At 63.0% G+C, this 12,588-nt stretch carries 13 protein-coding genes; 6 read left to right on the forward strand and 7 right to left on the reverse strand.

Going from position 1 to position 12,588, the window contains the following annotated elements; genetic code table 11:
• Positions 1-694 precede the first annotated feature (694 nt).
• The 6 genes from VCJ09_RS04395 to osmE all read right to left on the reverse strand — a co-directional run bounded on the left by VCJ09_RS04395 (position 695) and on the right by osmE (position 5,279).
• Positions 695-1,606 (reverse strand): glycerophosphodiester phosphodiesterase, encoded by a 912-nt coding sequence (locus VCJ09_RS04395; protein WP_324733288.1) that lies wholly within the window; start codon positions 1,604-1,606, stop codon positions 695-697.
• A gap of 290 nt (positions 1,607-1,896) precedes the next feature.
• A complete protein-coding gene (locus VCJ09_RS04400) occupies positions 1,897-2,475 on the reverse strand; it encodes a HupE/UreJ family protein (protein WP_324733289.1) in 579 nt (192 codons plus the stop codon).
• Positions 2,476-2,508: 33 nt separating this feature from the next.
• Complete coding sequence (gene ureG, locus VCJ09_RS04405; RefSeq protein ID WP_079204801.1) at positions 2,509-3,123, reverse strand: urease accessory protein UreG; 615 nt, start codon at positions 3,121-3,123, stop codon at positions 2,509-2,511.
• 150 nt (positions 3,124-3,273) lie between these two features.
• A complete protein-coding gene (locus tag VCJ09_RS04410) occupies positions 3,274-3,948 on the reverse strand; it encodes an urease accessory protein UreF (protein ID WP_324733290.1) in 675 nt (224 codons plus the stop codon).
• A gap of 94 nt (positions 3,949-4,042) precedes the next feature.
• The gene (gene ureE, locus VCJ09_RS04415; protein ID WP_324733291.1) at positions 4,043-4,543 is read right to left on the reverse strand and encodes an urease accessory protein UreE; all 501 of its coding nucleotides are present in this window, start codon (positions 4,541-4,543) and stop codon (positions 4,043-4,045) included.
• A 364-nt stretch (positions 4,544-4,907) separates the two neighbouring features.
• On the reverse strand, positions 4,908-5,279 hold the full coding sequence (osmE, locus tag VCJ09_RS04420; RefSeq protein WP_324733292.1) for an osmotically-inducible lipoprotein OsmE: 372 nt from the start codon (positions 5,277-5,279) through the stop codon (positions 4,908-4,910).
• Positions 5,280-5,471: 192 nt separating this feature from the next.
• Here osmE and VCJ09_RS04425 point away from each other — a divergent pair, with 192 nt between their 5' ends.
• The gene (locus tag VCJ09_RS04425) at positions 5,472-6,368 is read left to right on the forward strand and encodes an AEC family transporter (RefSeq protein ID WP_324733293.1); all 897 of its coding nucleotides are present in this window, start codon (positions 5,472-5,474) and stop codon (positions 6,366-6,368) included.
• A 10-nt stretch (positions 6,369-6,378) separates the two neighbouring features.
• Here VCJ09_RS04425 and VCJ09_RS04430 read toward each other — a convergent pair whose 3' ends face one another.
• The gene (locus VCJ09_RS04430) at positions 6,379-6,567 is read right to left on the reverse strand and encodes a hypothetical protein (RefSeq protein ID WP_324733294.1); all 189 of its coding nucleotides are present in this window, start codon (positions 6,565-6,567) and stop codon (positions 6,379-6,381) included.
• Between the two features lie 232 nt (positions 6,568-6,799).
• Between VCJ09_RS04430 and VCJ09_RS04435 the strand changes: the two genes are divergently transcribed.
• The 5 genes from VCJ09_RS04435 to VCJ09_RS04455 all read left to right on the forward strand — a co-directional run bounded on the left by VCJ09_RS04435 (position 6,800) and on the right by VCJ09_RS04455 (position 12,405).
• Positions 6,800-7,690 (forward strand): esterase/lipase family protein, encoded by an 891-nt coding sequence (locus VCJ09_RS04435; RefSeq protein WP_324733295.1) that lies wholly within the window; start codon positions 6,800-6,802, stop codon positions 7,688-7,690.
• A gap of 137 nt (positions 7,691-7,827) precedes the next feature.
• Entirely contained in the window at positions 7,828-8,334 is a 507-nt protein-coding gene (locus VCJ09_RS04440; protein WP_324733296.1) for a TRAP transporter small permease subunit, read from the forward strand.
• Positions 8,334-9,659 (forward strand): TRAP transporter large permease, encoded by a 1,326-nt coding sequence (locus VCJ09_RS04445; RefSeq protein ID WP_324733297.1) that lies wholly within the window; start codon positions 8,334-8,336, stop codon positions 9,657-9,659. Before VCJ09_RS04440 ends, VCJ09_RS04445 begins: the two co-directional genes overlap by 1 nt.
• Positions 9,660-9,835: 176 nt before the next feature.
• Positions 9,836-10,888 carry a TRAP transporter substrate-binding protein gene (locus VCJ09_RS04450; protein WP_324733298.1) on the forward strand — a complete coding sequence of 351 codons (1,053 nt, stop codon included), beginning with the start codon at positions 9,836-9,838 and terminating at the stop codon, positions 10,886-10,888.
• A gap of 143 nt (positions 10,889-11,031) precedes the next feature.
• Complete coding sequence (locus tag VCJ09_RS04455) at positions 11,032-12,405, forward strand: glutamine synthetase family protein (protein WP_324733299.1); 1,374 nt, start codon at positions 11,032-11,034, stop codon at positions 12,403-12,405.
• The last annotated feature ends 183 nt before the right edge of the window (positions 12,406-12,588 follow it).

A 12,588-nucleotide genomic window follows, 5' to 3' on the forward strand; every position in this document is an offset into this window, starting at 1 on the left:
GATCAGGCTGCTTATTCGGTACTGCTGCCGCAGGCGCCACCGGCATAGGCGACGAGCAGGCTGTGGAGCAAATCATTGAGCGGCATGGATGTTCTCCTGTTGTCTGGCGCTCAGGCTACAACTCTGGAGTCGTTCAGGCTGGTTGATTGTCTCGATGATGACGATAGCTTCAGGGGTCACTGGGCAAGTGGATAAGTCTGCAGTCGAGTTCTCCACAGAGACTGTGGAACGAGCTGTGGATAAGGTGGGTGTAGGCTTATGCAGGCTTAGTTGTGCGGCGGTTTGGACTGCTTGTATGTTTTTTGACCAGCCTGTTTTTTATCGATAAAACAAATGCTTGGTTGAGTTATTCAGAGGTTGGGGATAAAAGCAGAAAGTTGTCCACGACTATTGTGGGTAGGCCTGTGGGTAACTCTGTATGCCTGGCTGAATGCCTTGCTAGTCGTGGCTTTGCGCGGGTTGATCAGCTTTTGATCAATACGGCGGAACGCCCGGCGAGGGCATGGCGAGTCGCTTCTGGTCAAGGAATAATCCAGTTATTTCAAGGGTTTGTCCGGGGTGTCAGGCACTCTCCGAATAGTTATCCAGTGCAGCTGTGGAACGATCTGTGGATAAGCTGAGCGCGCTTGTGCCCAGGCCACACCGGACTAGGCGTGGCTATAGCTGCTGGTTTTTTGTTCAATTGCAGCTTTGGTTACTGATCCAGCGCACCGAGCTGCGTCGAGCGGCCGAGCAGTTGCAGGGCGCGGTCCGGGTAATCGGTGATCAGGCCGTGGGCGCCTTGCTCGAGCAGGCGACGCATCGCCGGTTGTTCGTTGATGGTCCACAGTTGCACGTTCAGGCCACGTGCCTGGGCGGTGCGCAGCAGGCGTGGGCTGGCGATCTGCACGCCGCTATGGCGCTCGGGGATTTGCAGCACCTGGTAGGACGGCGACAGCAGGCTGCCCAGGCCCAGCCAGTTGAGCGCCAGCAACAGGCGTATCGAACCGGGGCCGGCGGAGGTGGCGACTAGCGGGCAGTGTTGGCGGAACGACTGCAGGCTGCGCTCATGGAAGCTGCCGACCAGCACCCGGTCCTGCTGGTCGTTAGCCACGATGGCTGTGCACAGTTGCGCAGCCATGCCGGCATCCGGGGCTTTGATTTCGATCACCTTGGGCATGCCTGGAAAGCGTTCGAGCACTTCGGCAAATGTGGGAATGGCAATGCCCTGATCGCGGTAGGGATGGCTTGCGCCGCCATCGGCGCTCCAGCGGTAACCGGCGTCCAGTGCCTGCAATTGCGCCACGCTGTGCGCGACGACGGCGCCTTGGCCGTTGGTCGTGCGCTCCAGGGTGCTGTCGTGAATCACCACCAGTTCGCCGTCGCTGGAGAGCTGCAAGTCCATTTCCAGCATGTCCACGCCCAAGGCCCGGGCGCGCTCGAAGGCAAACAGGCTGTTTTCCGGCCACAGGCCCTTGCCGCCGCGATGGGCGATGACCAGTGGCTGATCAGCGAATGCCGCCAGCACTGCCGGTTGGGTCGCCGGCCGGCTGGTCAGGGCGAGCACCAGCACGGCGATGGCGATCAACAGCAACGGGGCGAAAAGAAAACGAGCGAAGCGCAGCATAGGCATTTCCAACTGTTCGCGGGCGAAACTGACAACCGGACTATGCCAAAGCAATCGGCGTCGGGCGAGAGGTGAATGACGCCAGGCGGCAGACCCTTACAGCCAGGGCCGTCCCGGCATGCGCCAAGGCTTATCCGGGGCCACGAGAGTTGGGTGGATGACGTCTCTTCATCCCCCGTCGCGATTGGTGGATGGATAAAGCGTCATCCACCCTTGTATCTCGACTGTCGCAGATCTTGCCCGTGAACATAGGATCAACGGGAGACGGCCACAGCATCGGGTGGATGCATCTACGGGGAGTTGGCCAGCAGCCACACGCCGGTGACCGCCGAGGCGGCGCCCGCCAGGCGCAACAGCGGCGCCGCCGCTTGCGGCAGCATGCGCAGCATGAGGTAGCCGCTGGCGTGCAAGGCGGCGGTGGCGCTGACGAAACCGAGCGCGTAACTCCAGGGGCTGCTCAGTGCCGGCAGTTCCAGGCCATGGGCCACGCCGTGGCTCAGGGCGAACAGCGCGGTCAGGCCAAGCGCCAGGGCCATTGGCAGGCGCGCCGCGACCGCCACCAGCAGGCCGAAGGCCAGTACCGAGCCGGCGATGCCGGTTTCCAGCAGCGGAATCTGCATGCCGGCGAAGCCGAACAGGCCGCCGAGCAGCATGCTGGTGACGAAGGTCAATGGCAGCGCCCAGCGCGCCGCGCCAGTCTGCTGCGCGGCCCAGAGGCCGACGGCGAGCATTGCCAGCAAATGGTCGAGGCCCAATAGCGGGTGGGCCAGACCGGCGAGCAAGCCAGCATGCGCATGGCCGGTGTGGGCGAAAGCCGCGGCCGGGCTGAGGAGCAGGGCGAGGGCGAACAGCGATGTGCGCAGGGTCATGGGTGGCTCCTTACGGGGGGGAAGTGAGTCGGCTCAGGCGACGTTGAGCATGCCGTGGCGTTCGATGAAGGCGATGATCTGATCCAGGCCCTGGCCGATTTTCTGGTTGCTGAAGACGAAGGGCTTGTCGCCGCGCATCTTCAGGGTGTCGCGTTCCATCACCTCCAGCGAAGCGCCGACCAGGGGCGCCAGGTCGATCTTGTTGATCACCAGCAGGTCGGATTTGCAGATGCCCGGGCCGCCCTTGCGCGGCAGCTTGTCGCCGGCCGAGACGTCGATCACGTAAATAGTCAGGTCGGACAATTCCGGGCTGAAGGTGGCCGACAGGTTGTCGCCGCCGGACTCGACGATGATCAGGTCGAGACCGGGAAAGCGCCGGTTGAGTTGGTCGACCGCCTCCAGGTTGATCGAGGCGTCCTCGCGGATCGCCGTGTGCGGGCAGCCGCCGGTTTCCACACCGATGATCCGCTCTGGCGCCAGGGCCTGGTTGCTCACCAGAAACTGGGCGTCTTCCTGGGTATAGATGTCGTTGGTCACCACTGCGAGGTTGTAGCGCTCGCGCAGGGCCAGGCACAGGGCCAGGGTCAGGGCGGTCTTGCCGGAGCCCACCGGGCCGCCGATGCCGATACGCAGGGGTTGGCTGTTCATCTGTGGGTTTCCTCTGTTGCAGGGTTCGCGGCGGAAGCGTTGCGGCCGTCGAGTTGATGGGGCGGAGTGGGGGCAACGCCTGGTCCCATGGCCGTGAACAACCAATCGCGGGTATGGCCCACGCCTACGGTCGATGCAGGGATCATCAGGCTATGACCTGAACAGGCGGCTGTACTGGCGCTCGTGCGCCATGCTCGCCAGGGTCAGGCCGAAGGCGGCGCTGCCCCACTGTTCGGGAGGTCGTTGGGTGGCCTGCCGCTGCGCCAGTTCGAGCAATGGCAACAGCTCCGAGGTCAGGCGTTGGGCGGCTTGCTGGCCGAGCGGCAGGGTTTTCATCAGCACCGCCAGCTGGTTCTCCAGCCAACCCCACAGCCAGGCCGCGAGGGCGTCTTGCGGGCTGATTTGCCAGGCGCGGGCGGCCAGCGCCCAGGCGACGGCCAGGCCGGGTTCATCCAGTTCGGCAAACAATTCGCGGGCCGCCGGGTCCAACTCGGGCAAGCCGCTCAGCAGTTGCTCAAGGGAATAGCCCATCTGCCGGCTTTCCTGGCGCAGTTCGCGAGTTTCGCGGCTGGCGCGCTGCTGGGCGGCGAGGTTTTGCAGGGTCGCCCAATCGTCGGCGATTGCAGCCTCGCAGTGGGCCAGCAGCAGCGGCGCGTCGAAGCGCGCCAGGTTGAGCAGGAGTTGATCGGCGATCCAGCCTTTGGCGCTTTCTGGGTCATGGGCCAGGCCTTGCTCGACCGCCATTTCCAGGGCTTGCGAGTAGCTGTAGCCGCCGATTGGTAATTGCGGGCTGGCCAGTCTGAGTAGCGCCCAGGCTTTATTCATCGGCACACACCGAGCCGAAGGCGGCGCTGAGCGGTAACTGGCAGGCAATTCGGTAATTGCAGGCTGGCCAGCCTGAATGAAGCCCAAGCCCGGTTCACTTGCGTACCCCAAACTGATGCAGGCGCGGCGCGTAGCTGAACTCGGCCTCGCCGGCATGGGAGTGGTGATGACCGCCGCCGTAAGCGCCGTGTTCAGGTTGATAGGGCGCCTCGATCAGCGTGACCTTGGCGCCCAGTTGTTCGAGCATGGCTTTGAGCACGTAGTCATCGGGCAGGCGCAACCAGCCGTCGCCCAGTTGCAGGGCCACGTGGCGGTTACCCAGGTGATAGGCGGCGCGAGTCAGTTCGAAGGGATTGGCGCAGGTGACGTGCAACAGCGTTTCGGCGCGGGAGCGCACGCGGACCACGCGGCCGTCTTCGGCCCTCAGGCATTCGCCGTCGTGCAGCGGTGGCTGGCCGCGTTCGAGGAACAGGCCGACCTCTTCGCCACTGCGGCTGAAGCAGCGCAGGCGGATTTTGCTGCGAGCCTCGAAGCTCAATTCCAGCTCCGCGTCGCAGTGGTCCTGGGCGGGGATGCGTCGGTGGATCACCAGCATGGGTCAGTTTCCGGCAGTTCAATGCCAGGAGCAGAGCAAGGGACTTGCCAACCTGCACTAATGTCGAGAGGTACGGGCCTGGGGCGAGGAGGGTGACAACAATGAGGCGTGGCTCGGGTTTATTTGGTGCGCCGCGGTTTCTGATGCACCGATTGGGTGCTCATGGTGTGCCGACTGCACGCCGGCACACAGTTGGCGTCCGCGAAAACAAACCACGCCTAGCGCCAGGCTCACCTGCATCGAGCAGAACCGGTAGTGAGGCAAGCACAGTGTCGCCACAGCCCCTACTGTTTGCACTGCACTGCACTGCACTGCACTGCACTGCACTGCGCGGTTTGGGGGCGGTGTTGCTGGCTTGTCCGCCTCAATAACCACCGCCACGGTCGAAGACCGGCGCACGGGCGCGTGCGCGTTGGTTTTTCTCCATCTGCTGACAACTCATAAAGCCTCTGCCATCGACGCGGTCCGCCGAGTTGAAACTGACGTAATAGGCCTGCTGCTGACCTTCCTTATGGAGAATGTAGTTATTGCAGGTGCCGGGGTTGATCGTGCGCGGCTCCTCGCTGGACGGGGGGCCGGCGATTTCCAGGACGTGCTGTTTGTGCATGTCTAGAGCCACTTTCTGTACCAATGGCTCGTCGCGATAGGTCAGGTAGTCGATCGGGTTCTCTGCCTGGCCGGCACACCCGGCCAACGCCGCCAGCACACCGGCAACTCTCAGGGTTCGCATGTACATGGTGTCTTCCCTTGTGGCGAGCCTGTCCCAGCTACAGCTTATTGGAACCGCAAAAGCCGGTAGGCAGTGTCCGCAACGCGCATGGGGTGAGTCGTATTGCGGCGGGTGCGCGCATACACTTGCGCCCTCACAAACACGCCCCCGCGAGCGACGTTTGCATTTTCGTTGCGTGGTTCAGGAGCCTCTCCATTGATGGTAGCTGTTCAGGCGATTCTGCCGATCTTCGCGTTGGTGCTGCTGGGCTACCTGCTCGGCTGGCGCCAATGGCTGAGCGCCGAATCGGCGGCCGGGCTGGCCAATATCACCTTCAAACTGTTTATGCCGACGTTGCTGTTCGCCGGCATTGCCAAGGCCTCCCTGGGCGATGGTTTGTCGCCGATGTTGCTCTTGGCCTATTACCTGCCGGTGCTGCTGGTGTTCGGCCTGGTCAATCTGCTTGCCCACAGGCAGCGCGGCACGGCTACGCCGCTGGGCCTGACTGCCGCCTTTTCCAATAACGTGCTGGTGGGCATTCCCCTGGTCACCAGCCTGATGGGGCCGGAGGGATTGGTCTATGTCTTCGCCATCCTGGTGTTCCATAGCCTCACGCTGTTTTCCCTGCACAGCTTCTACGCCGCGTTCGGTGGGCAAGAGCGGGTCAATGGCTGGGCGCTGCTGAAGAATCTGGCCAATCCGATGATCATCGGCTTGTTGCTGGGCGCGCTGCTCAATGTGTCCGGCTTGCGGGTGCCGGAGCCATTGTGGCGGGTCGTTGAGTGGCTGGCCCAAGCGGCGCTGCCCTGCGCCCTGATCGTGCTGGGCGCCAGCCTGTCGCGCTATCGCCTGCGCCCTAGTCGCACGGTGCTGGGGCTGGCGTCGGCCAAGCTGCTGCTGTTCCCGGCCATGGTCTGGTGGTTGAGTGGCCAGTTGCCCGGGCTGAACGAGGCGTCGCGTACCGTGCTGGTGCTGCTGGCGGCGTGTCCCAGCGGGGTCAATATCCTGGCCTTCGCCAAAACCCCGGAAGACACCCGCAACGTCAGTTCGACGGTCTTCCTCTCTACCGTGCTGGCGGCGCTGACGCTGCCGTTGTGGATGCTCACGCTACTCTGAGCCGCGTGACTCAACCGTTGCGCCGCTGTTCCAGCAGATGCTCGGCAGCGCCTTCGGCGACATGAAGATCCTGCGGCAGGGTTTCTTGCTGACTGTCCCTCGCTTCACCGAGCAATGGCATCGGGCTCTGGCTCGGCAGCGCCGCCGCATTGCCGGCGAACAGACCCAGCAGCAGGCTGATGACGATGGTACGTTTCATGATTGGCTCCTCCAGATGGAGATCAATGGCTATGGGAGCCAATACTAGGGACCTGGCTGCGAATAAGAAGTTAAGCGGTCTGATAGTGCCCATCGATCTTGGTGATTATGGCGCCGCCGCTGCGCCAGCCATGTTTGCGCCGACTTCGGGTTATGGTGGCCGCACGTTGCGCACCTACCGGCGTTGCTGCCAGCGGCGCCGATCCATACGTTTCAAACAGGGATGATCAGTTATGTCGACTACTGCTGCGCCTCGTTATCCCCTGGTGTTGGTGCCGGGCTTGCTCGGCTTCATCCGTTTGCTCGGTTATTCCTACTGGTTCGGCATCATCGCGGCGCTGCGCCGCCAGGGCGCCAGGGTATTCCCGGTGCTGGTGTCCGCGGTGCACTCCAGCGAGGTGCGAGGCGAGCAACTGCTCGAACGCATCGCCCAGATCCTCAAGGAAACCGGTGCCGACAAGGTGCACCTGATCGGTCATAGCCAGGGCGCGCTGACTGCGCGTTACGCCGCCGCACTGAAGCCCGCGTGGGTGGCTTCGGTGACCTCGGTCGCCGGTCCCAATCATGGATCGGAGCTGGCCGACTTTCTCCAGCGCAAGGCGGTCCAGGGCAGCTGGCGCGAGAGATTTTTGGCCGCCGTGCTGCGCGGCGTGGCTCGCTGCATGGCCTGGTTGGAGACCGGCTACAAAGGCCCGCGCCTGCCCGTCGATGTCGCCGCCGCCCAGCAGTCGCTGACCACCGAGGGCGTCGCCGCCTTCAATCGGCAATTCCCCCAAGGCCTGCCGGATACCTGGGGTGGCGAGGGTGCTGCCGAGGTCAATGGCGTGCGCTATTACTCCTGGTCCGGCACCTTGCAACCCGGCATCACCGATCGTGGCGGCAACCGCTTCGACGGGCCAAACCGTGCCTGCCGAATATTCGCCCGCACCTTTCGCCGCGAAGCTGGGCATTGCGACGGCATGGTCGGGCGTTACAGCTCGCACCTGGGCACGGTGATCGGCGATGACTTTCCGCTCGACCACTTCGACATCGTCAACCAGACCTTCGGCCTGGTCGGCAAGGGCGCCGATCCGGTTGGGTTGTTCGTGGCGCATGCCCGGCGCCTGCACGACGCCGGGTTGTAAGGGCGCACGGCTCCAGGCAGCGCCAGCGTAAGCCGGGCTGCCAGGCTCCGGCTGCTGGCAGATTGCCCGGTTCAGGTTGGCTTTATCGAATGTTCAACTAGAGTTTCGGAATAGCCAATCTTTTGTGGGACTGTGGCATGCCTAAGGCCATACGGGTGTTCGTGCGAGCGGTAGACGCGATGAATCGGGTCATCGGTCGCTTCGCCATGTACCTGATCTTCGTCATGCTGGCGGTGCTGCTGTACTCCTCGGTCAGCAAGACCTTCGCCGATCCGGCGATCTGGACCCTGGAAGCCGCGCAGTTCCTGATGGTCGCCTACTTCCTCCTGGGCGGCGGCTACTCCATGCAGCTCGATGCCCATGTGCGCATGGACCTGTTCTATAGCCGCTGGTCGCCGCGCACCGCCGCGTTGATGGATGCCATCACCATCGGCTTCCTGATTTTCTATCTGGTGTTCCTGCTCTATGGCGGGATCTCCTCGACGCTGTATGCCCTTCAATATGGCGAAACCAGCTACTCGGCCTGGTCGCCGTATATGGCGCCGATCAAAATCATCATGACCATCGGCGTGGCACTGATGCTGCTGCAGTCGATTGCGACCTTCTTCAGGGATCTCGCAGCAGCCCGCGGGGAGACTCTTTAATGAGTTACGAGCTCATCGCGCTGTTGATGTTCTCCACGATGATGTTGCTGCTGCTAACCGGCAAGCGGGTGTTCGGTGCCATTGGCTTCGTCGCGGTAGCCGCGGCCCTGCTGCTGTGGGGCGACGGTGGTGCCGAAGTGGCCTTCAGCGCCGCGATGAAGTTGATGAAGTGGTATCCGCTGCTGACCTTGCCGATGTTCGTGTTCATGGGCTACATGCTCTCCGAATCCGGGCTGGCCGATGACCTCTACCGCATGTTCCATGTCTGGATGGGGCCGTTGCACGGAGGCCTGGCCATTGGCACCATCGCCCTGATGGTGGCGATCTCGGCGATGAACGGGCTGAGCGTGGCCGGCATGGCCATCGGCGCCAGCATCGCCTTGCCTGAGCTGCTGCGCCGCGGCTACGACAAGATCATGGTCACCGGGGTGATCCAGGCCGGCAGTTCGCTGGGCATCCTCATTCCGCCCAGCGTGGTGCTGGTGCTGTACGGCATGATCGCCCGTCAGCCGGTGGGCCAATTGTGGCTGGCCGGGGTCTTTCCCGGGCTGATGATGGCGAGCATGTTCGTGCTGTATATCGTCATTCGCTGTCGCCTGAACCCGGCGTTGGGACCCGCCCTGCCCGAAGAGGAGCGCCAGGCGATCAGCTGGGGCGAGAAACTGCGGCTGCTCAACGCCGGCATCGCACCGTTGTTTATCTTCTTCTCGATGACCGGCCTGTTCCTGATGGGCATCACCAGTCTGGTCGAGAGCTCGGCGGTGGGCGCGGCGGCGGCGACCCTAGCCGCCCTGGTCAAGCGCAGGCTGACCGCCAAGGTGATGGAGGAAACCCTGCGCAAGACGCTCGGTATCACCTGCATGTTCATGTGGATCATCCTCGCCGCCTTGTGCTTCGGTGCGGTATTCGATGGCCTCGGCGCGGTGAAAGCTATCGAGGGGTTCTTTATCGATCGTCTGGACCTGGGGCCCTGGCAGGTGCTGATCATGATGCAGCTGTCGTTCATCATCATGGGCATGTTCCTCGACGACACCGCCATGCTGGTGATCGTCGCGCCGCTCTATGTGCCGCTGGTCGGCGCTTTGGGCTTCGACCTGATCTGGTACGGCGTGCTCTACACCATCACCTGCCAGATCGCCTACATGACCCCGCCCTTTGGCTACAACCTATTCCTCATGCGCGCCATGGCGCCGCCGGAAGTGACCTTGAGGGACATCTACGTCTCGGTCACGCCCTTCGTGCTGGTGATGCTCCTGGCGTTGGTGCTGGTGATGATTTTTCCGCAAATTGCCCTGTGGCTGCCGCAGTGGCACTACGCACGTTGAACCCACGAATTCAGGAACGGCAGTAAATAACGATTGGATTGTTGCGGCGCACCACAACGGTACAGCCACCCATGAGGATCAAGTTGCCCACCTGAAACGCTGCACCGACCTTGCCGGGTCGCAGTGGTGCTATGCGGATGTATGACATCTGAATCGACACTATTGGAGATAACCGCATGAGTACGAGACGTAGTTTCCTCAAGACCGCCGCGGTCACCACTGGCGCGGCGGGGGCCACCGCTCTGGGGTCGGCGCACATCTATGCCGAGGAGCCGAAGAAGATCACCTGGCGCCTGCAAACCTATGCCGGCCCGGCCCTCGGCGAGCATGTGATCAAACCGTCCATCGATGCCTTCAATAAGGCGGCCAACGGCCAGATGGAGATCCAGCTCTACTACGCCGACCAACTGGTGCCGACTGGCGAACTGTTCCGCGCCATGCAGCGCGGCACCATCGATGCGGTGCAGAGCGACGACGACTCGATCGCCGCGCCGGTGGACGTCTCGGTATTCGGTGGCTACTTTCCGTTCGCCACCCGCTACAGCCTGGACGTGCCGGTGCTGTTCGAGAAGTACGGCCTGCGGCAGATCTGGGAGGAGGCCTACGGCGAGGTTGAGGGCGTCACCTGGCTCGGTGCTGGTGCCTGGGACCCGTGCCATTTCGCCACCGTCGAGCCGATCAAAAGCCTGGCCGACCTCAAGGGCAAGCGCATCTTTACCTTTCCCACCGCCGGCAAGTTTCTCGCCCGTTTCGGCGTGATCCCGGTGACCCTGCCCTGGGAGGATGTCGAAGTGGCGGTGCAGACCGGCGAACTGGACGGCATCACCTGGTCGGGCATCACCGAGGACTACACCGTCGGCTGGGCCAACGTGACCAAGTACTTCCTCACCAACAACATCTCCGGGGCCTGGATAGGCTCCTATTTCGCCAACTCGGAGAAGTGGGCCGAAGTACCCGAGCACCTCAAGACCCTGTTCAAACTGTGCATGGACAGCTCCCACTACTATCGCCAGCACTGGTACTGGGGCGGCGAAGCGCAATTGCGGGTCGAGGGCGGCAAGCTTGAACTGACCACTATTCCCGATGCCGAGTGGGCCACGGTCGAGGCCGAGGCGCAGAAGTTCTGGGACGAGATCGCCAAGACCAGCCCGCGTGCGGCCAAGGTCGTGGATATCTTCAAGAAGTACAACGCCCTGATGACCAAGGCCGGCCCGCCCTATCGCTACTGAGCCAGAGGACAATGCGCCCGCATCCCTGTCGACGAGGGTGCGGGCGTGCTGCGTTACGGGGCGGCATCGCTGGCGCGTGTCAGGATGACCGGACTCAACCAGCCGACAGTGGAGGTCGGCAATAACAAGACCAAGGGGTGCATATGCTCAATCCGCGGGATGTAAAAACCAGCGAGGATGCCAGGCGCATCGTCGAGGAGCGCGGTCTCAGTCACATCAAGGTCGGGGTGTTCGATAACGACGGCGTGATGCGCGGCAAGTACCTGAGCCGCAGCAAGTTCTTCTCCGCCCTGGACTCAGGTTTCGCCTTCTGCGACGTGGTGCTCGGCTGGGACGTCAAGGATCAGCTCTACGACAACGCCAGCTACACCGGCTGGCACACCGGCTACCCGGACGCGCCGGTGCGTGTATTGCCGCATACCTGCCGCGACATTCCCTTCGAGAACGGCATGCTGCTGTTTATCTGCGAGTTCGCCGAGGCCGCCGAGCAGGTCTGCCCCCGCGCCACCCTGCGCAGGGTGATCGAGCGCTGTCATGAGATGGGCTTCGATCCCTTCGCGGCGCTGGAGTACGAATTTTTCATGTTCGATGAAACCCCGGAGTCGGCGCGGGAAAAGGGTTACCGCAACCTCAAACCCTTCACCCCGGACTGGTTCGGCTACTCGATGATCCGCAGTTCGGTGCATGCCGAGCTGTATCACGAGATTCTCGAAATGGCCGAGCAGATGGACTTCCCCATCGAAGGCCTGCACACCGAGACCGGCCCTGGTGTGCTGGAAGCGGCCATCGCCTATGACCATGCCGAAGCCGCAGGCGACAAGGGCGCGCTGTTCAAGACCTTCATGAAGGTGCTGGCCCAGCGCAACGGCCTGATGGCCACCTTCATGGCCAAGTGGTCGGGCAAGTACCCAGGGCAGAGCGGGCATATCCACGTTTCCCTGCGTGACCGCACCAGCGGCAAGTCGGCCTTCCACGACCCGAGCCAGGCGCACAACATGAGCCTGATCCAGCGCCAGTTCCTCGCCGGCCAGCAGCGCCTGATGCCGGAGTTCCTGTGCATGGTGGCGCCCACCCTGAACAGTTACCGGCGGATGATTCCCGGCTTCTGGGCGCCGACCGACGCTACCTGGGGCGTGGAGAACCGCACCGCGGCGCTACGGGTGATCCCCGGTAGCGACAAGTCGCAGCGCCAGGAATATCGCCTCGGCGCGGCGGATGGCAATCCCTACCTGACCCTCGCCGTGGCCATCGGCTCCGGTCTGTACGGGGTGATGCAGCAGTGGCAGCCGACCGATCCGGTGGTTGGCAATGCCTACGCGCAGAAACACCCGCCGGAGCTGGCCCTGCCGCGCACCCTGTGGGATGCGGCGCAGCGCCTGAAAGCCTCCGCGGCGGCCCGCGAGTTGTTCGGCGATCCGTTCGTCGAGCATTTCGCCGCCAGCCGCGAATGGGAGGAACGTGAATACCGTCGGCATGTCAGCGATTGGGAGCTGGATCGCTACTTTGAAATCATCTGAATGATCGGCAATCCCTGTGCGCAGATCCTGTGTTTAGGCGCAACGCCCCGGCTCCGGCGCAACAGCCGAAACCCATAGCCCGGATGCAATCCGGGCTATGGGTTGAATGGAACAGTTATCGGGCATTGCGTAGGAGCGGGCCATGCCCGCGATGCTTTTTGCTGGCGCACGCTATCGCGCTCA

It is taken from the genome of Pseudomonas paeninsulae, from assembly GCF_035621475.1.
In the GTDB taxonomy this organism is placed as follows: domain Bacteria; phylum Pseudomonadota; class Gammaproteobacteria; order Pseudomonadales; family Pseudomonadaceae; genus Aquipseudomonas; species Aquipseudomonas paeninsulae.

Coding starts and splice junctions, on each gene's coding strand:
- VCJ09_RS04395 (WP_324733288.1), bottom strand. CDS start 1,606: ATGCTGCGCTTCGCTCGTTTTCTTTTCGCCCCGTTGCTGTTGATCGCC.
- VCJ09_RS04400 (WP_324733289.1), bottom strand. CDS start 2,475: ATGACCCTGCGCACATCGCTGTTCGCCCTCGCCCTGCTCCTCAGCCCG.
- ureG (WP_079204801.1), bottom strand. CDS start 3,123: ATGAACAGCCAACCCCTGCGTATCGGCATCGGCGGCCCGGTGGGCTCC.
- VCJ09_RS04410 (WP_324733290.1), bottom strand. CDS start 3,948: ATGAATAAAGCCTGGGCGCTACTCAGACTGGCCAGCCCGCAATTACCA.
- ureE (WP_324733291.1), bottom strand. CDS start 4,543: ATGCTGGTGATCCACCGACGCATCCCCGCCCAGGACCACTGCGACGCG.
- osmE (WP_324733292.1), bottom strand. CDS start 5,279: ATGTACATGCGAACCCTGAGAGTTGCCGGTGTGCTGGCGGCGTTGGCC.
- VCJ09_RS04425 (WP_324733293.1), top strand. CDS start 5,472: ATGGTAGCTGTTCAGGCGATTCTGCCGATCTTCGCGTTGGTGCTGCTG.
- VCJ09_RS04430 (WP_324733294.1), bottom strand. CDS start 6,567: ATGAAACGTACCATCGTCATCAGCCTGCTGCTGGGTCTGTTCGCCGGC.
- VCJ09_RS04435 (WP_324733295.1), top strand. CDS start 6,800: ATGTCGACTACTGCTGCGCCTCGTTATCCCCTGGTGTTGGTGCCGGGC.
- VCJ09_RS04440 (WP_324733296.1), top strand. CDS start 7,828: ATGCCTAAGGCCATACGGGTGTTCGTGCGAGCGGTAGACGCGATGAAT.
- VCJ09_RS04445 (WP_324733297.1), top strand. CDS start 8,334: ATGAGTTACGAGCTCATCGCGCTGTTGATGTTCTCCACGATGATGTTG.
- VCJ09_RS04450 (WP_324733298.1), top strand. CDS start 9,836: ATGAGTACGAGACGTAGTTTCCTCAAGACCGCCGCGGTCACCACTGGC.
- VCJ09_RS04455 (WP_324733299.1), top strand. CDS start 11,032: ATGCTCAATCCGCGGGATGTAAAAACCAGCGAGGATGCCAGGCGCATC.